At 72.9% G+C, this 21,076-nt stretch carries 15 protein-coding genes and 2 pseudogenes; 7 read left to right on the forward strand and 10 right to left on the reverse strand.

Annotated elements, in window-relative coordinates:
* Positions 1-13: 13 nt before the first annotated feature.
* Positions 14-1,306, reverse strand: coding sequence for a DUF5685 family protein (locus tag ACZ6BG_RS27250; protein WP_469006085.1), 1,293 nt, complete (start codon positions 1,304-1,306; stop codon positions 14-16).
* Positions 1,307-1,628: 322 nt separating this feature from the next.
* Between ACZ6BG_RS27250 and ACZ6BG_RS27255 the strand changes: the two genes are divergently transcribed.
* Entirely contained in the window at positions 1,629-2,075 is a 447-nt protein-coding gene (locus ACZ6BG_RS27255) for a cell division protein SepF (protein ID WP_468452752.1), read from the forward strand.
* Between the two features lie 49 nt (positions 2,076-2,124).
* Here ACZ6BG_RS27255 and ACZ6BG_RS27260 read toward each other — a convergent pair whose 3' ends face one another.
* Together ACZ6BG_RS27260 and ACZ6BG_RS27265 are read right to left on the reverse strand one after the other, a co-directional pair.
* Positions 2,125-3,315, reverse strand: coding sequence for an acyl-CoA dehydrogenase family protein (locus tag ACZ6BG_RS27260; protein ID WP_468452750.1), 1,191 nt, complete (start codon positions 3,313-3,315; stop codon positions 2,125-2,127).
* Between the two features lie 352 nt (positions 3,316-3,667).
* Complete coding sequence (locus tag ACZ6BG_RS27265) at positions 3,668-5,287, reverse strand: MFS transporter (RefSeq protein ID WP_469006089.1); 1,620 nt, start codon at positions 5,285-5,287, stop codon at positions 3,668-3,670.
* A 259-nt stretch (positions 5,288-5,546) separates the two neighbouring features.
* Between ACZ6BG_RS27265 and ACZ6BG_RS27270 the strand changes: the two genes are divergently transcribed.
* Both ACZ6BG_RS27270 and ACZ6BG_RS27275 read left to right on the forward strand, forming a co-directional pair.
* Positions 5,547-6,722: a glycosyltransferase family 39 protein gene (locus ACZ6BG_RS27270; protein ID WP_469006091.1), complete on the forward strand. Its 1,176-nt coding sequence runs from the start codon at positions 5,547-5,549 to the stop codon at positions 6,720-6,722.
* A 306-nt stretch (positions 6,723-7,028) separates the two neighbouring features.
* Positions 7,029-8,054: a phosphatase PAP2 family protein gene (locus ACZ6BG_RS27275; RefSeq protein ID WP_469006093.1), complete on the forward strand. Its 1,026-nt coding sequence runs from the start codon at positions 7,029-7,031 to the stop codon at positions 8,052-8,054.
* Positions 8,055-8,188: 134 nt separating this feature from the next.
* Here ACZ6BG_RS27275 and ACZ6BG_RS27280 read toward each other — a convergent pair whose 3' ends face one another.
* On the reverse strand, positions 8,189-8,404 hold the full coding sequence (locus ACZ6BG_RS27280) for an I78 family peptidase inhibitor (RefSeq protein WP_030356082.1): 216 nt from the start codon (positions 8,402-8,404) through the stop codon (positions 8,189-8,191).
* Positions 8,405-8,927: 523 nt separating this feature from the next.
* Between ACZ6BG_RS27280 and ctaD the strand changes: the two are divergent.
* Positions 8,928-10,610: pseudogene (ctaD, locus tag ACZ6BG_RS27285) on the forward strand (aa3-type cytochrome oxidase subunit I); the annotation flags it as partial.
* On the opposite strand, the gene ACZ6BG_RS27290 reads toward ctaD, so the two are convergent.
* The 5 genes and pseudogenes from ACZ6BG_RS27290 to ACZ6BG_RS27310 all read right to left on the reverse strand — a co-directional run bounded on the left by ACZ6BG_RS27290 (position 10,501) and on the right by ACZ6BG_RS27310 (position 15,994).
* Positions 10,501-11,556, reverse strand: a complete 1,056-nt coding sequence (locus ACZ6BG_RS27290) for a helix-turn-helix transcriptional regulator (RefSeq protein WP_468452740.1) — start codon at positions 11,554-11,556, stop codon at positions 10,501-10,503. The pseudogene ctaD and the gene ACZ6BG_RS27290 sit on opposite strands and share 110 nt — an antisense overlap.
* 156 nt (positions 11,557-11,712) lie before the next feature.
* On the reverse strand, positions 11,713-12,597 hold the full coding sequence (locus tag ACZ6BG_RS27295) for a hypothetical protein (RefSeq protein WP_469006096.1): 885 nt from the start codon (positions 12,595-12,597) through the stop codon (positions 11,713-11,715).
* Between the two features lie 209 nt (positions 12,598-12,806).
* Positions 12,807-13,859 (reverse strand): annotated as a pseudogene (locus tag ACZ6BG_RS27300) (glycosyltransferase family 4 protein); the annotation flags it as partial.
* A gap of 163 nt (positions 13,860-14,022) precedes the next feature.
* Positions 14,023-15,402, reverse strand: a complete 1,380-nt coding sequence (locus tag ACZ6BG_RS27305) for an ABC transporter substrate-binding protein (protein WP_469006098.1) — start codon at positions 15,400-15,402, stop codon at positions 14,023-14,025.
* A 4-nt stretch (positions 15,403-15,406) separates the two neighbouring features.
* The gene (locus ACZ6BG_RS27310) at positions 15,407-15,994 is read right to left on the reverse strand and encodes an MTB12 C-terminal domain-containing protein (protein ID WP_469006101.1); all 588 of its coding nucleotides are present in this window, start codon (positions 15,992-15,994) and stop codon (positions 15,407-15,409) included.
* A 150-nt stretch (positions 15,995-16,144) separates the two neighbouring features.
* Between ACZ6BG_RS27310 and ACZ6BG_RS27315 the strand changes: the two genes are divergently transcribed.
* The 3 genes from ACZ6BG_RS27315 to ACZ6BG_RS27325 are packed head-to-tail and all read left to right on the forward strand — an operon-like array spanning position 16,145 to position 20,359.
* Positions 16,145-16,696 carry a hypothetical protein gene (locus ACZ6BG_RS27315; RefSeq protein WP_469006102.1) on the forward strand — a complete coding sequence of 184 codons (552 nt, stop codon included), beginning with the start codon at positions 16,145-16,147 and terminating at the stop codon, positions 16,694-16,696.
* 4 nt (positions 16,697-16,700) lie between these two features.
* Positions 16,701-19,679 carry an ABC transporter permease subunit gene (locus ACZ6BG_RS27320; RefSeq protein ID WP_469006104.1) on the forward strand — a complete coding sequence of 993 codons (2,979 nt, stop codon included), beginning with the start codon at positions 16,701-16,703 and terminating at the stop codon, positions 19,677-19,679.
* Positions 19,676-20,359 (forward strand): ABC transporter ATP-binding protein, encoded by a 684-nt coding sequence (locus tag ACZ6BG_RS27325; RefSeq protein WP_469006106.1) that lies wholly within the window; start codon positions 19,676-19,678, stop codon positions 20,357-20,359. The genes ACZ6BG_RS27320 and ACZ6BG_RS27325 overlap by 4 nt, the downstream gene beginning before the upstream one ends.
* A 7-nt stretch (positions 20,360-20,366) precedes the next feature.
* On the opposite strand, the gene ACZ6BG_RS27330 is transcribed toward ACZ6BG_RS27325, so the two are convergent.
* Positions 20,367-20,921, reverse strand: coding sequence for a LysM peptidoglycan-binding domain-containing protein (locus tag ACZ6BG_RS27330; RefSeq protein WP_469006108.1), 555 nt, complete (start codon positions 20,919-20,921; stop codon positions 20,367-20,369).
* Positions 20,922-21,076: the final 155 nt, after the last annotated feature.

The raw sequence follows: 21,076 nt of genomic DNA on the forward strand, positions 1-21,076 counted from the left end.
GCCGCGCCTCGCCTCAGCAGTCGCAGCAGCAGCACTCGCAGCAATCACACCCGCAGTCGCAGTCCCGGCAGGCACCCTTGCGCTTCTTCCGGGACCAAGGGCCCTCGTACTCGTGCGCGCAGCACATCTGGCACGTGCAGAACAGGCCGATCGCGACCACGCACCCGGCGATCAGCCCGCGCCGCGGCTTCGACGGCTCGCCGCCGGACCAGCCGCCGTCGCCGCCGCCGTGCCCGCCACCGCCGTAGTCCCCGCCGCCGTACGAGCCGTCCTTGTAGTTCCCCGAGCCGTACGAGGACCCGTCCCCGTACGACCCCGACCCCCACGACCCCGAGCCGGACCCCGAACCCGAACCGGACCCGGAGCCCCACGACCCGTCGTAGGCCGTCACCTCGCGCCCGGAGAACCCGGTGGGCCCGGCGGGCCCCGCACTCGGCGCGTGCCCGCACGAGGACGTGCCGAACGCCCGGTCGACGGAGCGCGCGAGTTCGTGCACGAGCAGGGCGTGCACGAGCTTGCCCTCGGTGAACTCGACCTCGGCGAGGGCGAGCCGGATGCCGTGCAGCGCGTCGTCGGCGAGCCGCCGGGCCTCGGCACGGGAGGTGCCGAGGGCCGTGATCGGGTTCCAGGCGCCCGCCTCGGCGTCCGCGACCCGGTCCTCCACGGCGTCGAGGAGGTGCGCGAGCCTGCCGAAGAGGCGTCCGGCCTCGGCCAGCGGCTCCGCGTTGCCCGGGCGTCCGGCGAGCACGGCGGTGTGCGCGAAGGCGGCGGCGGTCGCGGTCTCGGTCGGCTCGGTGACCGTGAGCAGGCAGGTGCCGGGGCCCGCCAAGGCCTCGATGCCCTCCTGCCGTTCGACGGCGTCCAGCAGGACCGCCGTGTCGAAGCCCACGTCGGCGCCGGTGCTCGCGCCCGCGCGGTCCCACTTGCCGGCGACGCGCCGGGCCGCGGCGGCCACCGGCCCGCGCGCCAACAGCCCGTCGCCGTCGACGACGTGGTCGCGGACCTTCGCGGAGGCGAGCACGAGCGAGACGGCCGCGGCGAGCCGCGCGCCCTCGCCCTGGGCGACGGAGGCGGTGCGCATGCCGCGCAGCGGGCAGGGGCCCGCGGTGCGCCGCCAGCCGGAGGCCCGGTCGGCCTGAGCCTCCGTCAGAACCGAGATGATGAGCCCGTCGTAGTTGGTCACGACGCGTGCGAACTGCCCGTGGTCACCGCGCAGCGCGAGACACAGCCCGCACAGATGCGCCATCCACTGGGTCCTGAGCCCCTCCCCGAGACGGTGACTGCAGGGCCTGACGATTCCGAACAAGGCGACTCCCCCGTGAGCCCGATGAGTCCGACGAATCCGCTGGGTGCGCGAACTCCGGCATCGTATCGAGCCGTCCGTCCACTCGTCCGTTCACCCGTACGCACCATCCGTCACCCGTACGCCGCGAAGAATCATATTTCACTCACTGTCAGCAGCCGTACACGGCAAGACCCTTGAAGAATCCCGCGCGTCGCCGTATTGACTGTGTGCCAGTACCGTCACGAAAACCCCGCGCGGCGACTATCCCCTTGGCGCACCATCCGCATCATGGACGACCATAGGGATGCGGAACGCAAGCAGACCGCTGCGAGAGGAGGCGTCCATGGGATCGGTGCGCAAGGCGAGTGCCTGGCTTGGCCTCGTCGACGACAACAACGACGAGCGTTACTACGACGGATACGAAGACGACGGGGCCGACGGCCCCGAGGCGGCCGAGGCCTGGGTCACGGACCCGCGGGTCAAGGTCGCGTCGGACGTGGCCGAGGACAAGGGCCACAGGATCGGCACGGTCACGCCGGACAGCTTCCGCGACGCCCGCGCCATCGGTGAGATGTTCCGGGACGGCGTGCCGGTCATCGTGAACCTCACGTCGATGGAGCCCGGCGACGCCAAGCGTGTCGTCGACTTCGCCGCCGGGCTCATCTTCGGCCTGCGCGGCTCCATCGACCGGGTCGCGCACCGGGTCTTCCTGCTGACCCCCGCCAACACGGAGATCGTCAGCGGCGAGGCCACGCCACACCGCACGGACGGCTTCTTCAACCAGAGCTGAGGCAAGGCCGCTCGCCGTGCCCGTGCCCGCCGCCGCGCGCCCCGCGCGCTCAGCGGAAGGCGTCGAGCCCGGTGAGCGCCTTGCCGAGGACCAGCTGATGCATCTCGACGGTGCCCTCGTAGGTGAGCACCGACTCGAGGTTCGTCGCGTGCCGCATCACGGGGTACTCGAGCGAGATGCCATTGGCGCCGAGGATCGTGCGCGACGTGCGGCAGATCTCGATCGCCTCTCGTACGTTGTTGAGCTTGCCGAAGCTGACCTGCTCGGGCCGCAGCCGCCCGGCGTCCATGCGGCGCCCGAGGTGGTGCGCGAGCAGGATGCCCTTGTGCAGTTCGACCGCCATGTCGGCGAGCTTGGCCTGGGTCAGCTGGAAGCCGCCGATCGGCTTGCCGAACTGCTCCCGGGTCCTTGAGTACTCCACGGCCGCGTCGAAGCAGGCGCGGGCCGCGCCCATCGCGCCCCAGACGATGCCGTAGCGCGCGTGCGACAGACAGCTCAGCGGGCCCTTCAGGCCGGTGACGCCGGGCAGCACCGCGTCGGCCGGCAGCCGCACCTCGTCCAGGACCAGCTCGCTGGTGACGCTGGCGCGCAGCGACCACTTGTGCCTGATCTCCGGCGCGGAGAAGCCCGGGGTGTCCGTGGGGACGGCGAAGCCCCTGATCCCGTCGTCGGTCTGCGCCCAGACGACAGCCACCCCGGCCACGGACCCATTGGTGATCCACATCTTGCGGCCGGTCAGGACCCAGTCCGTGCCGTCCCGCTTCGCGTACGTCCGCATGGCCGCCGGGTCCGAGCCGTGGTCGGGCTCGGTGAGGCCGAAGCAGCCGATGGTCTCGCCCGCCGCCATTCCCGGCAGCCAGCGCTGCTTCTGCTCCTCCGAGCCGAAGCGGTGGATCGCGTACATCGCCAGCGAGCCCTGCACAGACACCAGCGACCTGATCCCGGAGTCGGCCGCCTCCAGCTCCAGGCAGGCCAGGCCGTACTGCACGGCGCTCGCGCCCGCACACCCGTACCCGGTCAGCGACATCCCGAGCGCCCCGATCGCCCCCAGCTCCCGGGCCAGCTCCCGCACCCCCGGCAGTTCGCCGCTCTCGTACCACTCCGCGATGTGCGGCAGCACGCGGTCGGCCGCCCACGACCTGACGGTGTCCCGCACCGCCAGATCCTCCGCGTCCAGCAGGTCGTCGAGGCCGAGGGGGTCGGCGGGGTCGAACGGGGGCAGATTGCTGCTGCGCGACATGGCGGGGGCCTCCGACGGGCTTAACTAGCGCTGGTAGTCACTGCGACTCGGGGTCGACGCTACGACGCGGCATCCCCCACGTCCAGAGCGAGCCCGGAGCGGCGGGGGCCCTGCCGGGGGCTCCCCAACCCCACCCCTTCCCGAACCTGGGGGCTCCGCCCCCAGACCCCCGCTCCTCAAACTCCCCCAAGCTCTTAAGGAGCAGGGGGGACCCCCACGAGGGGCTGGATTTTCCAGCCCGTCCGGCGTTGAGGACGAGGCGCGAAGCGCCGATCAGCGGGGGTCCAGGGGGCGGCAGCCCCCGGTTTCGGAGAAGGGGCGGGCCTGGGGCGCCCCGCGAGGGACACCACCCTCAGCGCAAAGACTCCACCGGAACCCCCGCCCCCTCACGAGGAACAGGTATCCCCGGCTCGCCCTCCTCGGCAGGGGCCCCGCACTCCATGACCCGAGGCAGCCGCAGCGCCGCGAGGGCGCCGAGAAGGAGCAAGCCCGCGCTGACCAGCAGGGTCACATGCAAGCCATGCACGAAGGAGTCCCGGGCGGCCGCCCGCAGGGCCTCGCCCTGCGCCCCACCGAGCCGATCGGCCACGTCATAGGCCTCACCGAGCGAATGCCCGGCGGCGGCGCTGTCGGCGGCGGGCACCCCCCGCACGGAGGAGAGCCCGGGCGCGTACGCGGCGTTCATGACGCTGCCGAGCAGCGCGATGCCGATGCCGGCGCCGAGCTGGTAGGAGGTCTCACCGATGGCGGCGGCCCCACCGGCCTGGGTCTGCGGTGCCTCGCTGAGCATGGATTCGTAGGCCCCGAAGAGCGTGGTCTCCAGGCCGAAGCCGAGCAGGACGAAGCCGGTGAGGAGCAGCGGGGCGTTGTCGTCGCCGCCCATGGCGGTGAGGGCGGCGACGGCGAGCGCGGTGAGTCCGAAGCCGGAGGCGACCATGGCGCGCGGCCCGAAGCGCTGGAGCATGCGGGACCCGGCGAGGCCGGCGGCCATGGCGGCGATGGTGAGGGGAAGCAGCCGGAGCCCGGTTTCGAGAGGGGAGAGACCGAGGACGAGCTGGAGGTACTGCGCGGCGATGAGTTCGAGCCCGACGAGGGCGAGCATCGCGAGGACGATGCACCCCACGGACGTACTGAACGCGGGCCGCGTGAACATGGCGAGGTCGACGAGCGGATACCGCCGACGCCGCTGTCGGCGTACGAAGGCGATGAGGAGCCCACCGCCCACGAGGAGCGAGAGCAGCGTGGTGGCGCCGAGCGGCGACTCCCCGCCACCGAGCCGCTTGACGCCGAGCACGAGGCCGAAGAGACCACCGGCGGCCATGAGGGCGCCGACGACGTCCCAGGGCCCGTTGCGGGCGCCGGTCGACTCGGGCAGGAGCCAGCGTCCGACGGGCAGGCTGACGAGCATCAGCGGGATGTTGATGAGGAAGACCGAGCCCCACCAGAAGTGTTCGAGGAGGAAACCGCCGAGCAGCGGGCCGCAGGCGGCGCCCACGGCGGCGACGGCGCTCCAGATGCCGATCGCGAGGGCGCGCTCGCGCCGGTCGGGGAAGACCTGGCGCAGGATCGAGAGCGTCGCGGGCATGATCATCGCGCCGCCGACGCCGAGCAGCGCGCGGGCCGCGATGAGGACGTGCGGGGTGTCGGCGAGGGCGGCGACGGCGGAGGCCACGCCGAACAGGCCGTAGCCGAGGAGCAGCACGCGTCTGCGGCCGACGCGGTCGCCGAGGGTGCCGAAGAGGATCAGGAGGGAGGCGCAGACCAGCGGATAGATGTCGACGATCCACAGGAGCTCGATCGCGCCGGGCTTGAGGTCCTCGGTGACGGCGGGCACGGCGACGTGCAGGACGGTGGCGTCGACGGCGACAAGCAGCAGGCTGACGCAGAGGACGACGAGCACGACCCAGCGGTTGGCGCCCGCGCCGGGGGGCCGACGGCCGGATGGAGCGGCGGCCGTGGTCGTCCCGGACATGTGCGTACCTCCCAGTGATTCCTCGCGAGTGCGGCCAGTGGGGGGCCGGCGGGACCCTACGGGATCCGGTCGTCCGGCTGTGGCGGCTGTGAACGGCGAGTGGCCGTCAGCGTACGCGAGTCCCCGGCCGGCTCGCGTGGCGGACCTCTCATGGTTGCCGCGCGGGGGTGTGGTGTGTGCCACGTTCGCCCGTGCCGGTGATGTTCGGGTGCCCTCGTGCCGTCCCGAGCATGCGGGCGGGGAGCCGATAATCGAGCCCGTGACCGATCTTGATCAGCGCCCCGCCACGGGGCACCGGACCGCCGCCGCGCTGCGCCGGGCGGCGCCCGCGCTCTTCGTGTACGCCGGGGTGCGCGCGCTGGGGCTCGCGGTGCTCGCCGTGTGGGGCGCCGCGGCGGGCAAAAGTCCGCACACCTTGCTCTCCGCCCGCTGGGACTCGCTCTGGTACACCCGCGTCGCCGATTTCGGCTACGGCTGGGAGGTGAGGCTGCCGGACGGCAGTGTGCACTCGAACCTGGCGTTCTTCCCGCTGCTGCCCTGGCTGGAGCGGGCCGGGTCGGTGTTCGGCCTGTCGTACGCGGACGCGGGCCTGGTGGTGAGCGCGCTCGCCTCGCTGTGCGCGGCGGGCGGGATCTTCGCGGTCGCGGAGCACGTGTACGGCCGCCGGGCCGGGGTGTGCGCGGTCGCGCTGTGGGCGGTGCTCCCGGTCGGCATCGTGCAGTCGATGGCGTACAGCGAGTCGCTGTTCACCGCGCTCGCGGCCTGGGCGCTGTACGCGGTCCTGACCGGGCGCTGGGTGACGGCGGGGCTGCTCGCCGCGCTGGCCGGGCTCACCCGGCCGGTGGGCGCGGCGGTGGTCGCCGCGGTGTGGGCGACGGCGGCCCTCGCGGCGTACCGCGGGAAGCGGGCCGGTGAGCGGCCGCTGGCGTTCGGGCGGGACTGGCGGATGCTGCTCGGCGTGCTCCTGGCGCCGCTCGGCGCGGCGGGCTACGTCCTGTGGGTGGGGCACCGCACGGGCGACGGCCTGCTCGGCTACCTCGACGTCCAGAAGCAGTGGGGCAACGGCTTCGACGGCGGCTACGCCTTCGCGCGCTTCATCGGCGAGAAGTTCACGTCCCCGGCGGGGGCGCTCGCGGGGATCGGTCTGATCGTCGGTGTCGCCGGTCTCGTCTGGCTGTACGTCAAGGGGGTGCGGCAGCACCAGCCGCCCGCGCTGCTCGTCTACTGCGGGATCGTCGTCGTGCTCGCGCTGTGCGCTTCCGGCTACTTCGGCTCCAAACCGCGCCTGCTGATGCCCGCCTTCCCGCTGCTGCTGCCGCTCGCGGTGGCGCTGGCGCGGCTGCGCGCAAGCAGGGCGGCCCTGGTCGTGGGCGGGGTGGCCGTGGTCAGCGCGGTGTACGGGGCGTTCTGGCTGCACGGCTCGGGGCCGCCGTGAGCCCGCCCCGGGGCCGTCCGGGCCCTCCGCTTCCCGCCAAGATCACCCACGCAAGATCGTTACCGGGCGCGGGCGGTGAGCATCCGGTGAGCGGACGGAGAATTCCGCACCAGGTCCCGGTGAACGAATTCATAAGCAGTCTGAAATCGCGAGCGTAATGATCAACGGATTGGGTAAAGCAGGCATCATTGAATAGGGATTCCGGCCGGAATAAACCGGAGCCTGAGATCAATGCCACATCACATCGTCATCACAAACGCTCTGATTCGACCTAGTAGGGCACTCACTCGCTGTAACGTCGATTGGGTGCGTACCGAACGAAACCTGACCCGTCTGGACCGGCTGTTCGCCCGGCTAGACCGTGAGCCGGAACGACCGGCCCACCTCGATGAGCCGCGGATGAGCCCGCACCGGGTCGTGCTCTTCAGCGCGACGCTGGCCTTCTACGTGGCCATCGTCGTCGCCGTCGTGGCCACCTCCTGGCTCGTGCGGTTCGACTGGCAGGTCATGTTCTTCCGGCCCTACCAGCAGTGGCCCGAGATCCACGGCTTCCTCGACTACTGGGTGGTCCTCGGCCAGCGCGGCCCGACCGCCGTGATGGTCGCGGCCTGGCTGGGCTGGCGCTCCTGGCGGCAGCACACGCTGCGCCCGCTGCTGATGTTCGGCGCGGCCCTGCTGCTGCTCAACGCCACGGTGGGCGCCGCCAAGATCGGCATGGGCCGCCTCGGCCCGCACTACGCCACCGTCATCGGCTCGAACGAGATGTGGCAGGGCGGCGATATATTTCCTTCGGGCCACACCGCCAACGCCGTCGTGACCTGGGGAATCCTCGCCTATCTGGCCTCCACCCCGCGCACCCGCCGCTATCTGTCGGCGCTCTCCGCCGTGGTCTCCCTCAGCGTCGGCCTCACCACCGTCTATCTGGGTACGCACTGGCTCAGCGACGTCCTGCTCGGCTGGGCCGCCGGACTGCTGATCCTGCTGGCGCTGCCCTGGGTCGAGCCGCTCATCACCCGCGTCGAGGCCTGGATCCTCAGCATCCGGGACGCCTGGGCGCGCCGCGGCGGCCGCCCCGCCACGCCCCCGGTACCCACCCCGGCCCTGGTCCCGCAGCGCACCTCCGGCGGCCCCGGTGGCCCCGGCGCCCCCGGCGACGAGCAGCCCGTCCGCGAGCCCGTCGCGACCGCCCGCCCCCGCACCCCCGCCTACCTCGCCCCGGGCCCGCACACCGCCCGCTGCGAGCGCACGCCGGTCACCCCGCAGGGCACCCGCCGCCCGCCGCACCCCGAGCGGGTGCGCGGCACATCGGCACGGCCCCTCACGGGCGGCTGAGCGCCCCCCAGACCGCGGGAACGGTACGCACAGCTGGCTCCCGCACGGCGAAGGCCCCGGACACCACTCAGTGTCCGGGGCCTTCGTACGTCCTGGCCGGGGGCGTCCGGGGCGCTGGCGTCCGGGGCGGAAGCTCAGCCCTTCCAGCAGCGCGTCACCGCGCCGTCCGCGACCTCGAAGTTCAGCCGCCCCGCGAGGTACTCCATGGTGATGAAGGTGCCCGGCGGCAGCGACCTGACGGTGGACCAGCCGCGGGCGCGGGCCCGGCGCTCGGCGTCCTCGGCGGCGAGGCCGACGTAGGAGTCCGGGCTGTCCTGGGGCTCGGCGGCGGGTGTCGGTATGGGTGCCATGCCCGCCACGTTAGGCGGCCGGTGCGCCGCGGGGAAGTCCGCTAGCCGTGCACCATGCGTCACCGATGCGGCTCTGGTCACGCTTCTGTCACAGGATCACGACGCGCGTTTCGCCCGGACTTCGTCACACGTACGAGCGGTTCGTTGCTCTCGAGGACCGAATTCGGCATGAACTCCGGGTCGCCCAGGAGCCCCTGGAGAGATCGCGGGAAAACCCGTTGGAACGCTGCCGGAAGATCCTTCCGGATGTCCGGAAATGCCTCCGGAAATCCTTTACCGATCCTCCGCATTTCCGATTACCGGGCGGTTCCGGTGAGGTGACGCGGCATGAGGAATTCATGGTTCCAGGGCTATTGACGGGTGGCCGCCGGAGTGCGTCCGCCGCCGGAACGCGGTAGGCCCGCCACCGGAACGAGACACCCCCGGACGGAACGCGGGACGCCCTCTGTCGGATCCCGGTGCGCGGCGACATCATGTCGTGTGCTTCGAGCAAGCCCGGGACGCGACAGCGAAGGGGCAAGCGATGGGGACGCAGACGGTGGGGGCGCGGCACGGGCCGGCGCGGGAGCGGACGCCGGGGCGCATCGTCGTCGACTGGCTGACCACCACCGACCACAAGAAGATCGGGCATCTCTACCTGATCACGTCGTTCGCGTTCTTCCTGATCGCGGGCCTGATGGCCCTGATGATGCGGGCCGAACTCGCCCGCCCGGGCCTGCAGCTGATGTCCAACGAAGAGTTCAACCAGATGTTCACCATGCACGGCACGATCATGCTGCTGCTCTTCGCGACGCCGACGTTCGCGGGCTTCGCCAACGAGATCATGCCGCTGCAGATCGGCTCGCCGGACGTGGCCTTCCCGCGCCTGAACATGCTCTCGTACTGGCTGTTCCTCTTCGGCGGCCTGATGGTGCTCGGCTCGCTGCTCGTGCCGGGCGGGCCCGCGGCCTTCGGCTGGTTCGCGTACGCGCCACTGAACAGCCTGGAGCGGTCCCCCGGCATCGGCGCCGACCTGTGGATCATGGGGCTCGCGCTGTCCGGCTTCGGCACGATCCTCGGCTCGGTGAACTTCCTGACCACCATCATCGGGATGCGCGCGCCCGGGATGACGATGTTCCGCATGCCCATCTTCACCTGGAACGTGCTCTTCACATCGATCCTGGTGCTCCTCGCGTTCCCGGTGCTCGCGGCCGCCCTGCTCGTCCTGGAGGCCGACCGGCGCTTCCACTCGGTCGTCTTCGACGCCCAGTTCGGGGGCGCGCTGCTGTGGCAGCACCTCTTCTGGTTCTTCGGACATCCGGAGGTCTACATCATCGCGCTGCCGTTCTTCGGCATCATCACGGAGATCATCCCGGTGTTCAGCAGGAAGCCGGTGTTCGGCTACGTCCCGCTGATCGGCGCGACGATGGCCATCACCGGGCTCTCGGTGGTCGTGTGGGCGCACCACATGTTCGCGACGGGCGCGGTGCTGCTTCCGTTCTTCTCGTTCATGTCGTTCCTGATCGCGGTGCCGACCGGGGTGAAGTTCTTCAACTGGACGGGGACGATGCTCAAGGGGTCCCTGTCGTTCGAGACACCGATGCTGTGGTCGGTCGGCTTCCTGGTGTCGTTCCTGTTCGGCGGTCTGACGGGAGTCATCCTCGCCTCGCCGCCACTGGACTTCCACGTCACCGACTCGTACTTCGTCGTGGCGCACTTCCACTACGTGGTCTTCGGCACCGTCGTGTTCGCGACCTTCGCGGGCTTCTACTTCTGGTGGCCGAAACTCACCGGCAAGATGCTCGACGAGCGGCTCGGGAAGATCCACTTCTGGACACTCTTCGTGGGCTTCCACACGACGTTCCTCGTGCAGCACTGGCTCGGCGCGGAGGGCATGCCCCGGCGGTACGCGGACTATCTGGCGGCGGACGGCTTCACGGTGCTCAACACGGTGTCGTCCATCGGCGCCTTCCTGCTCGGCCTGTCCACGCTGCCGTTCCTCTACAACCTCTGGAAGACCGCCAAGTACGGCGAGAAGGTCGAGGTCGACGACCCCTGGGGGTTCGGCCGCTCCCTGGAGTGGGCGACCTCCTGCCCGCCGCCCCGGCACAACTTCGTCACGCTCCCCCGGATCCGCTCGGAGTCCCCGGCGTTCGATCTGCACCATCCCGAGTACGCGGCGCTGCGGGCTCCGGACGACCAGACCGATCACCCCGGTCCAGGGCCCGGCTCAGGCGGTCCCTGACCGAGCGCATCCCCTCGCTGAGCCCCTCGGGTTCGAGCACCTCGAACTCGAAGCCCAGGAACATCAGATGGAAGACCATGAACTCCGGGCTGCCCGCGCCGGTGCGCAGCAGGCAGGTGCCGTCCGTCTCGGCCTCCAGGGTGCCGTCCGACGGCGTCACCCGCTGGGCCGCCTCCTCCAGGGGCACGAAGAGGCGGACGGTGGCCTGCGCCGCGTAGGCGCGCGTGGAGACGCCCCGGGAGACGTACGCGGCGAGGTCGGCGGCGGGCGGGGTGCGGGGCTCGCAGCGCGGGCCGTGCGGAGGCCTCGGCGTGACGCGGTCCACGCGGAACGTGCGCCAGTCGGCGCGGTCCAGGTCCCAGGCGACGAGGTACCAGCGGCGCTCGGTGCACACCAGGCGGTGCGGCTCCACGACACGGCGGCTGGAACTGCCGCCGTGGTCGCGGTAGTCGAACCGCAGCCGCTCCGAGTCCCGGCAGACGGCCGCCAGTTCGGTCAGGACCGACGGGTCGACGGCCTGGGAGCGCGCGGTGTGCAGCATCGGCACGGTGAAGGCGTTGAGCGCGCCGACGCGGCGGCGCAGCCTTCCCGGCAGGACCTGTTCGAGCTTGCCGAGGGCGCGTACGGAGCTCTCCCCGATGCCCTCGATGCCCTGCCCCGCGGCCGTGCGCAGGCCCACCGCCACGGCGACCGCCTCGTCGTCGTCCAGGAGCAGCGGCGGCAGCTCGGCGCCCGCCCCCAACTGGTAGCCGCCGCCCGTGCCGGGGCTGGCGTTGACGGGGTAGCCCAGCTCCCGGAGCCGGTCCACGTCCCGCCGCACCGTGCGCGCGGTGACGCCGAGGCGGTCGGCCAGGTCGGCGCCGGACCACTCGCGGTGGGCCTGCAGCAACGAGAGCAGCCGAAGCAGGCGGGCGGAGGTCTCCAACATGGTCGTGATTCTCCCCCGGCCCGGGGGCGGGCCCGACCATGGGGGCTGCGCCCCCTCTCCCCCCGCTTCGGCCCTTCGGGCCTCGTCCTCAAACGCCGGACGGGCTGAGATCCGCCTCGCGCTCACGTGCCGGACGGGCTGAAATCCGCCTCGGCCTCACACGCCGGACGGGCTGAGATCCGCCGCCGACACCCGTACCGCCAAGTCGTTGTCGTTCGTGTAGTACGGGCCCACCTCGACCTGGCCGCCCACGCAGTCCACTCGTGTCACCGGGTACGTGAAGATCGGCTTCTTGTCGGCCACGTCGTCCAGGAGGCGGGCCAGGCGGATGCGCGGGCCTTCGTCGCCCGCCGGGTGGAGCCAGAGGTCCCAGACGCCCTCGGCGGCGGCCAGTTCGGCGTACGGCAGGGCGAAGCCGAAGTCCGTGGCCGCGGGGGCCGCGGGCGTCACCTCGGCGTGCAGGACCTGGGAGACGTCGCCGCGCAGGACGGCCTCGATGCGCGCGGCGCCGGTCAGCGCCGTGCCGTAGACCCGGCCGTGCCCGGTCAGGCCCGTGCCGTCGATGCACAGCTCGCCGACCTCGGCGTGCGGGGCGCGCAGCCAGGCGCGCACCGACAGGTTGCCCTGCTTGGTGGCGTACGGGATGCGGACCGCGACATGGCCGCGGCTGCCGCTGGGCGCGCGGTCGACCAGCGAACGCAGGTCGTTCACGCCCGGCACCAGGCGGCGCGGCTCGCCGCCCTCGACCTGCGCGTACGCGTTCCAGCGGCCCTCGGCCAGCTCGACGCTGCTGGGCAGCGCGGCGCGCAGGCTGCCGTCTGCGGCGGGGGCGAGCGGCAGGCGTACCTCGACGGGCGGGTCCGACTCCCGAAGGCGCAGCAGCAGATGGGCGGCGCCCGCCTCACCGGGGTCGGTGACGTCGAAGGTCAGCCCGCCCGCGGAGTCCGCGATGCAGTCGGCGCGCGGCGCGAGCGGCTGCGCCTCGCCCATCGTGGCCTCCCCTGAGCCGTCCAGCGTGCCCCGTGTGAACACGGCCGTCATGCCAAGCGCCCCTTCGTCGGTACCGTCCGGCGGGCGTCCCGCACGGCGTACGCGCCGCCGAGCAGGGCCCCTCTCGCGCGGTGCATCGAGCCGCGCATCCGGCCGCCCAGCGAGCCGCCCCGCGTGAGCATGCCCTGGAACATGTCCTCGTAGCGCTCGGCGATGCGGGCCGGGTCGAAGCGCTCGGAGTCCTCGAGCGCGGCGCCCGCCATGCGCTGCCGCAGCGCGTCGTCGTTGATGAGTTCGAGCAGTCCGCCCGCGATGGCGTCGGCGTTGCCGACCTCGACGAGGCGGCCGTCGACGCCGTTGTCGATGATCTCGCCGGGACCGTGCGGGCAGTCGGTGGCGACCACGGGCAGCCCGCAGCGCATGGCCTCCACGATGGTCATGCCGAACGACTCCAGGCTGGAGGTGACGGCGGCGATGGAGCCCTTGGCCCACTCCGGCTCGATGGGGTGCGCCGGGCCCATGAGGAAGACGTGGTTGTACAGGCCGAGGTCGTCGATCAGCTTGCGCAGCTTGTCCTTCTGCTTGCCGCCGCCGTAGATCCGCAGACGCCAGTCGGGACGCTCGCGGCGCACCTTGTCGAAGGCGCGGATCAGCAGGTCGTACCGCTTGACGGGGGCGAGCCTGCCGGCCGCCACGACCCACTTGTGGGAGCCGTCGGCAGGCTCGATGCCGGGCGCGGGCACGGGGTTCGGCACCGCCTGCACATGCACGCCGGGCAGCCGCATCCGCTGGCGGTAGGCGTGCGCGTCGGCCTCGGTCGTCGTGGTCAGGACGTCCAGGCGCGGGTACACGCTGCGCAGTTGGAGGCGCAGTTCCTTGGGGTGGCTGTCGAGGGTGAGGTGCTCCTGGCCGACGCGCAGCACGCCGCGCCGGGTCTGGCGGGCGATGTGCACGTTCAGGCCGGGCCGGGTGCCGATGACGACGTCGGACCTGAGGGCGGACAGGTGGGCCGCGATGCGCTCGTCGGTGAGGGCGCTGTACTGGGCGTAGCGGCCCTCGGCGCTCGGGAAGACCTTGGCCGGGGTCCGGTAGGCCTCGCTGCCGCCCTCGTACCCGGGGCTGCCCTTCCGGATGTCGACGAGGTGGCTCAGCCTGATCCGCGCGTCGGGGGTGAAGACCGGCTCGTCGCGGTGGCGCAGCACCGACACGATGTCGACGTCATGGTGCTCGGCGAGTGTGTTCGCCAAGTTGTACGTGGTCCGGATCGTCCCTCCGATCCCGTACGCGTTGTGAATCAGGAAAGAGATATGCATACGTCCCCGTATCCCGCGCTTCCCTGCGGACAGTCCGTCTCGTCCGCCTACCGAGGGGTTAGACGGGAATCGAGGGCCAAGGGTTGGGTCCAATATCCGTCTTGTTCTGGAACGGATGCCCGATCGCAAGCCGGAAGCGGGAACTCCGTGACTGGTACAACGATCACGGCTGGTAGGAGAGCTGCGGTACGTCGAAGCAGGTGCGGTTCATGTCGCCCTGTGTGACCCAGCCCTCATCGCCCGCGTCGCCTGAGTCGTCGGGGTCGTCCGCGCCGTCCCGCCAGCGCGCCACCGACACACAGGTCTCGCGCGTCTTCGGTGGCCGCTCGCGCCGCTCGTACGTCACGGGCAGCAGCAGCCCGTCGGCGTCATAGGGCTCGCCCCGGCTCATGAAGCGGTCGACGCACGCGCGCGTGACGTCGCTCCCGGCCCCTGAGCAGGACTTCGCCGCGTCCGTGAACCACATCGCGGCCGCCCAGCCCTCCAGCTGCCACTGGGAGTGCGTCTTCGCGCCCTTCGTGGCGTCGCGGAACTCGCGCACCGCCGGATGGCCCGTGTCCGCGTAGTTGCGGCTCGCGCCGGTGGCCCACAGGGCGTTGCGGCAGCGCGGCGCGTCCTTGTAGTCCTCGGCAACCGTGGATGACCAGTTCTGGACGTTGGTGACCTTCGCGGTGATGTCGGCGCCGACGTCGTCCATCGCTTTGCAGAGCTGCGCGTTGCCGTGGGTGTCCATCGCGTCGAAGACGAGGTCGACGCCCCGGTCCTTGAGGTCGGCGGCGACGGCACGGAAGTTGGGCAGCGCGAAGTCGACCTGTTCGGTGACGACGTCGTAGCCCTCGGTCTCCAGGCCGCGCTTCACGAGACGGGCGTACGCGGCCGACGCGGCCTGGTTGTAGGAGACGACGGCGGCGGTGCGGGCGCCGTGCTCGCGCTTGAAGTAGCGGTAGACCTCCGTGCCGCCGTACAGCTCGCCGTCCCAGCCCGGCTCGCCGGTGCGCGGGGCGAGGCTGCCGTAGATGCCGTACAGGTGCGGGTAGGTGTCGTAGGCGGAGCCGATGGGCTGGCCGCCGATGTCGGGCACGCCCGCCTTCGACACGCGCGGGGCGCCCGCGTAGTCGAGGGAGGTGGTGGCGACGAGAGCGACGACCTTCTTCTCGTCGAGCAGCTTGTGCACGCACTCGTTGTTGCCGACGCCGCTGCCGCCGTCGTCGCAGGTGTGCACCTCGACCTCGCGGCCGCCGACGCCGCCGCGGTCGTTGAGGCGCTCGAAGTACGCCTTCGCGCCGTCGCGCGGGCCGGTGAAGGCGGAGCCGCCGACCGGGCTGGTGGCGCTGGCGATGATGCCGACCCGCACCGGCGGCCCCTGCTGGGTGCCGCGCGGCACGGGCGGGCGCTCCTCGAAGTCGCTCTCGGGGAGGCGGCTGCCGCAGCCCGCGCCGGCCAGGAGCGCGGCGGCCGCGAGCACGGCGAGGACGCCGGAGCGCCATCTCCGCCGGGCACGAGGGCCCGGCGCCCCGGCAGTCCGAGCCTGACGGCTGCTCAAGGCCTCAGCAGCCGGGGCCGGGTGAGGCGTTGCCGCTCAGCTTCACCAGGGCGCACAGCGTCTTCACGGACACCTTCCAGGTGTCGTCCTGGTTCACGGCCGTCCCGCTGGCGGTGGGCAGCGCGGTGGCGCCCTTCAGGGTCAGCGCGTACGTCACGTCCGCCTCCGTCGCCGAGGTGAACTCGACCTTGCCGACCTTCGCGCCGACCTGCTTGCCGCGCTCGTCCCCGCTGAAGCCCTGGAGGACCGCGCGCATCTTCGGGCCGTTCTCCAGGACGGCCTCCTTGTCCCGCATGGACGTGGCCGGGTCGAAGAACTTCTCGAAGTTCGTCCGCACCTGTTTCTCGGCGGCCGCGGGGTCGGCGGGCTTCTTCGCGTCGGGCGCCGCGCTCGACGACGGCGGCTCCGCGGGGGTCTTCTCCGTCTTCTCCACCGAGGGCTTCGGCGGCGCGTCGTCGCCGCCCCCGCTGTCGTCACCGCAGGCCGCGGCGGCCGGAACGATCAGCAGGACCGCGGCTGCCGCCAGGACCGCGCTCCGTACCCTTCCCCGCCGGGGATCGATCCCCCGCCTGGGCCTTGTCCCGAGAACCATCTGGCTCACCACCGGGTGTCGGTCCGGGCGAAGAGCGCCCGGTGCTTTCAGGGTCAGCTTCCAGAAGGCATAGTGCAAGCCATTGGCTGACATGAACAGACCTGTCAGTAACAGACCTGTCTGACTTACGACGTCTCCCAGGGGGCCTCGATGCGGGCGGCACGAACGGATCGGCGATCTCCCACGGCGTCCTCGGCCGCCTCCGGCGCGGCCCGGCTGCGCGCGGTGCATCCGATGCTGTGGGCGGCGTTCGCGGCTCTCGCGACCGGGGCGGTGCTCTGTGTGATCGGCTGGTACGGCATCTCCGGCGAGCGGTTCGCCGAGCGCCAACTGCCCTACATCGCCTCGTGCACGGTGCCCGGCGCCGCGCTGATCGTGGCGGGCGCCGTGCTCCTCGCGCACGGCCGCGGGGCGCTCGCGGCGGCGCGGGTCGAGGAGCTGTACGGGCTGCTCGTGGCCGTCGAGGGGCAGGACCCGGCGGCCGTGCGCGCCGAGCGGGCGGCGGCGCGGGTCGCGACCAGCGACGACCTCCTGACCGTGCCCGGCGGGGGGCTCCTGCACCGCGCGGACTGCCCGCTGGTGGCGGGGAAGCCGGACGCGGTGGCGCCGGACGCGGGCGTCCTCGCGTCCGGCGCGACGAGCCCGTGCCCGATCTGCGCGCCCCCGCACGACCCCGGGGACCCGACCGCCCCGGAGGCCTGACCCGGTGGCCTCCCTGAGCTACGACCTCACGCTGGCCGGGCTCTCCGTCGGCAGCGCCGCCGCCCTCACCGGCATCGGCCTGATCGTCACCCACCGCGCGACGGGCGTGCTCAACTTCGCGCACGGCGCCATCGCGATGGTGTGCGCGTATCTGCTGCGCCACCTCACCGTCGAGTGGGACTGGCCGCTCTGGCCCGCCGCGGCCGTCACCCTCCTCGTGGTGGCGCCCGCGATCGGCCTGGTCCTCGAACGCGTCGTCTTCCGGCCGCTCGCCGTGCTCGGCGGCGACCCGGCGCAGACGCTGGTCGCGTCCATCGGCGTCTTCGTGCTCCTGGTCGGCGGGGCGGCGCTGATCTGGGGGCAGGGCGCCCGCGCGGACGTGCCGACACTCGTGTCGGCGGACCCCTGGGGCCAGTTGGCGGCAGCCGTGGTCCTCGCGCTCGCCGTGTGGGTGGTCACGCGCTTCACCCGCTTCGGCGGGGAGCTGCGGGCGGTGGTCGACGACCGGCGGCTCGCGGCCCTCGCCGGGATCGACGCGGACCGGGTGGCGGCGGCGGGCTGGGCGTTCGGCTCGTTCACGGCGGGACTGACCGGCGTGCTGCTCGCTCCTTACGTACGTCTCGACCCGTACGGCATGCCGCTGCTCGTCATGGAGGTCGTGGCCGTCGCCGTGGCCGCCCGGATGCGGAACCTGCCGGTGGCGGTCGTCGTGGCACTCGGCATCGGCGTGGCCCAGAGCCAGCTGACCCGGCTGCACCCGTCCGGCTGGGGCGAGCCGCTGCTCCAGGCCGTCGGCGCGAACCTGTTCGTGGTGGCGCTGCTGATCGCCGCGCTCGTGCTGCCGGGCATCGGCACCGGGGACGCGCTGCCCCGGACGGCCACGGCCCGTGTCCCCACGCCGCCCGGCGCGTGGATAGTGGCCGTCGTCCTCTTCTTCCTCCCCCTCGGCTTCGCGGGCCCGGACCTCACCACGTCCGTGCAGGTGCCCGCGCTCGGCGTCATCCTGCTGTCCCTGGTGGTGGTCACCGGCCGGGGCGGGCAGATCTCCCTCGGGCAGGCGGCGTACGCGGGTCTGGGCGCCCTGTTCACCGCGCTGCTCGCGGCGGGCCGGTTCCCGGGTCTGCCGGAGCTGCCGACGCTGGCCGCGCTCGCCGTGGCGGTGCTGCTCGTCGCGCCGCTCGGCCTGCTCACGGGCTGGCCCGCGATCAGCCGCCACGGCCTCGCGCTCGCCCTCGCCACCTTCGCGGTCGGCGTCGGCGTCAGCCGCTTCGTGTTCGCGCAGCCGTACGCCACGTCGGGCCTCACCCCCGGCCGCCCCGCGGGCTTCGACGGCGACCGCGCGTACTACCTCCTCGAACTCGCCCTGCTCGGGGGCGCGCTGCTGCTTGTGGCGGCGCTGCGGCGGGGGCGCACGGGGCGGGCACTCGCGGCGATGCGGGACCACGAGGCGGGGGCGGCGGCGGCCGGGGTGCCCGTGCGGGCGCTGAAGCTCGGCGCGTTCGTCACGGGCGCGGCGCTCGCGGCGCTCGGCGGCGGCATGCTCGGCATGGGCTTCCGGGCCTTCGACCCCGCCGCGTTCGACCCGGTGCGGGGCCTGCTGTGGTTCGCGGCCGTGGTCGTCCTTGGCGCGGACAGCCTGCTGGGCTCGCTGCTCGCGGCGGCGCTCCTGGTGGGCCTCGACGCGGGTGCGCGCGGCGGGGTCGCGGCGGCCGTCATCGGCGTCCTCGCCGTCCTGATCGGCCGCTTCCCCGGCGGCCCGTACGAGGCCCTGCGCGCGGCGGCCCAGCGCATCCCCCGCCACCCCCGCCTCACCCCGCTCGGCCTGACCGTCCGCACGGCCCTCCTTGGCCCACCGGCCTCCCCCGAGCCTCCATCCCAACCGAAGCCCCACCCCCCGGAACTCCGGCACCACACACCACACCCACCCACACCGCTCGGGCCCGACGCAACAGCCCCAGCGACCGCCACCACCGCTCCCTCCACCCCCGACACCCCCACTCCCACCTCTCCCTCCGCGCCCCACCCCGGCGGCAAGACCGCGGCCACCGGACCGCAGCCACCAGAACCGCCACCGCCACCAGAACCCTCAGCACCGGCGAAACCACCGCCCCAGCAGCCGGGCCCGTCCGGAACACCGACCCCCTCCGTCCCACCGAAACCACTCACCCTGCCGGGACCACCCGCCCCACAGGAACTACTGGGCCTGGCCAGCCCGCCCGACCCACCGGAACCACCCACCCCGCCGGAGCCAGTCGGCATGCCCAGCCCGCCGGGCCCACCGCGCCCCTCCACCCTGGAGGCCCACGGCCTGTACCTCTCGTACGACGGCTTCACCGCCCTCCACGACGTGTCCCTCACCGTGCCGCCCGCCCAGGTGACCGCGCTCGTCGGGCCCAACGGAGCGGGCAAGAGCAGCCTCTTCCACTGTCTGGCGGGGGCGCTGCGGCCGGATCGGGGGCGGGTCACGTTCGGGGGGCGGGACATCACGCGGATGCCCGCGCACGCGCGGACGCGGATCGGGGTGGCGCGTACCTTTCAGCAGCTCGCCGTGTTTCCGACGCTGACGGTCGCCGAGAACGTGCGGGTGGGGGCCGAGCGGGGCCGGGTGCGCGACCCGGCCGCGCCGGACCGGGCGCTGCGGCTGTTCGAGCTGGACGCCGTACGGGACCGGCCCGCCGAGGGGCTGCCCACCGGCACGCTGCGCCGCGTCGAACTGGCCCGCGCCTTCGCGGGCGACCCGCACGTCCTGCTTCTGGACGAGCCCGCCGCGGGCCTGGACACCGCCGAAGTGGCCGCCCTGGCACGGATCCTGCGGGCGCTCGCCACGGACGGGACGGCCCTGCTGGTGGTCGAGCACGATCTGGACCTGGTGGCGGGCCTCGCCGACCGCGTGTACGTGCTGACGGCGGGCCGCGTCGTCGCCTCGGGCCCCGCGGACCAGGTGCTCGACCCGCGCCGCACCCCCGAAGGCGGGCCGCCATGACCCGCACCCTGGAACTCCGCGCGGCCCGCGTGCGCTACGGCCCCCTGGAGGCCCTGCACGGCGTGAGCCTCATCGCCGCCTCCCCCGGCCTGACGGTCCTCCTCGGCCGCAACGGCTCCGGCCGTACGACCGCGCTGCGCGCCCTGGCCGGGACCGTCCCGGTGTCCGGGGGCGCCGTCGTCTGGGACGGCGCGGACATCACCCGGCTGCCCGCCCACGAACGCGCCCGCCGCGGCCTGTGCTTCGTGCCGGACCGGCAAGCCGTCTTCGGCTCGCTCACCGTCGGCGAGAACCTGGAGCTGGCGCACGCCCGCGGCGACTTCGCCGGCGCCCTGGCCGCGTACCCGGAGCTGCGCCCCCTGCTCGCCCGCCGCGCGGGCACCCTGTCGGGCGGCGAGCAGCGCATGCTGGCCATCTCCCGGGCCCTCCTGTCGCACACGCGCGTGGTCCTCGTCGACGAGCCCACCCAGGGCATGTCCCCTGCCGTCGCGTCCCGTACGTACGACCTGCTCAAGGACCTGGACGCGGGCGTGGTCGTCGCCGAGCAACGCCTTCCGCCCGGCCTGCGCGGGCGCACGGGCCGGGCGGTGGTGGTGTACGAACTGCGCCGCGGCGAGGTCGTGTTCGCCGGGGAGGCCGCGGAGGTGCCGACGGGGGGTCACCCCGGTTCGGCGGGGTGAGGCCGCCTCACTTGTCCGGGACGACCAGCACCGTCCCGGGGGTGAGCCGGTCCGGGGAGGGGCCGACCGTCTTGCGGTTGGCCCGGTAGAGGGACTTCCAGCCGCCCTTGAGGTGATGGCGCCGGGCGATGGAGCTCAGCGTCTCGCCGCGCTTGACCACGTGCGTGATCCGCACCGGCAGCAGCGCGTACCCGTCGAGCCTGGCCGCCTTGACCTTCTTGGAGCAGACCGGCCAGGCCTTCCAGCCCTGGTTGCGCAGCACCTTCTGGGCGATCTTGATCTGCTGCTCGCGGGTGGCGAGGTCGGCGCGCGGGGCGTAGGCGAGGCCACCGTGCTCCACCCAGGTGGGCTGGTAGAACTGCAGGCCGCCGTAGTAGTTGTTCCCGGTGTTGGCGTCCCAGCGGCCGCTGCTCTCGCAGTGGGCGAGGCAGGCCCAGGGCCCTTCGGCGCGGGAGCAGACGTAGGTGTGCCTGGTGGCCTCGGCGCCCGGCAGCGGCGGCGTGGGCGACGCGGTGGCGGACGGCGCCAAGAGCGACAGGGCCGCCGTGGCGAGCAGAGTCACGGGCCCAGACCGAAGACGCGTGTTCGACATCGGGTGCATCGGGTCACGCTAAGCAGATCATCATCACGGCCAGGCCCTCGCCGCGCCGCCGTCGGCGCGGCCCCACCCGGTCGGACGACGGGGCACGGCCGCACCGCGCTGACGCCGCTGACGCC

The sequence above is a fragment of the Streptomyces sp. NPDC041205 genome (genome assembly GCF_055591765.1).

Excerpts from the sequence above, each read along its gene's own strand:
- ACZ6BG_RS27255 (WP_468452752.1), top strand. The coding sequence starts at position 1,629 with ATGGGATCGGTGCGCAAGGCGAGTGCCTGGCTTGGCCTCGTCGACGAC.
- ACZ6BG_RS27260 (WP_468452750.1), bottom strand. The coding sequence starts at position 3,315 with ATGTCGCGCAGCAGCAATCTGCCCCCGTTCGACCCCGCCGACCCCCTC.
- ACZ6BG_RS27265 (WP_469006089.1), bottom strand. The coding sequence starts at position 5,287 with ATGTCCGGGACGACCACGGCCGCCGCTCCATCCGGCCGTCGGCCCCCC.
- ACZ6BG_RS27280 (WP_030356082.1), bottom strand. The coding sequence starts at position 8,404 with ATGGCACCCATACCGACACCCGCCGCCGAGCCCCAGGACAGCCCGGAC.
- ACZ6BG_RS27290 (WP_468452740.1), bottom strand. The coding sequence starts at position 11,556 with ATGTTGGAGACCTCCGCCCGCCTGCTTCGGCTGCTCTCGTTGCTGCAG.
- ACZ6BG_RS27295 (WP_469006096.1), bottom strand. The coding sequence starts at position 12,597 with ATGACGGCCGTGTTCACACGGGGCACGCTGGACGGCTCAGGGGAGGCC.
- ACZ6BG_RS27310 (WP_469006101.1), bottom strand. The coding sequence starts at position 15,994 with ATGGTTCTCGGGACAAGGCCCAGGCGGGGGATCGATCCCCGGCGGGGA.
- ACZ6BG_RS27315 (WP_469006102.1), top strand. The coding sequence starts at position 16,145 with ATGCGGGCGGCACGAACGGATCGGCGATCTCCCACGGCGTCCTCGGCC.
- ACZ6BG_RS27325 (WP_469006106.1), top strand. The coding sequence starts at position 19,676 with ATGACCCGCACCCTGGAACTCCGCGCGGCCCGCGTGCGCTACGGCCCC.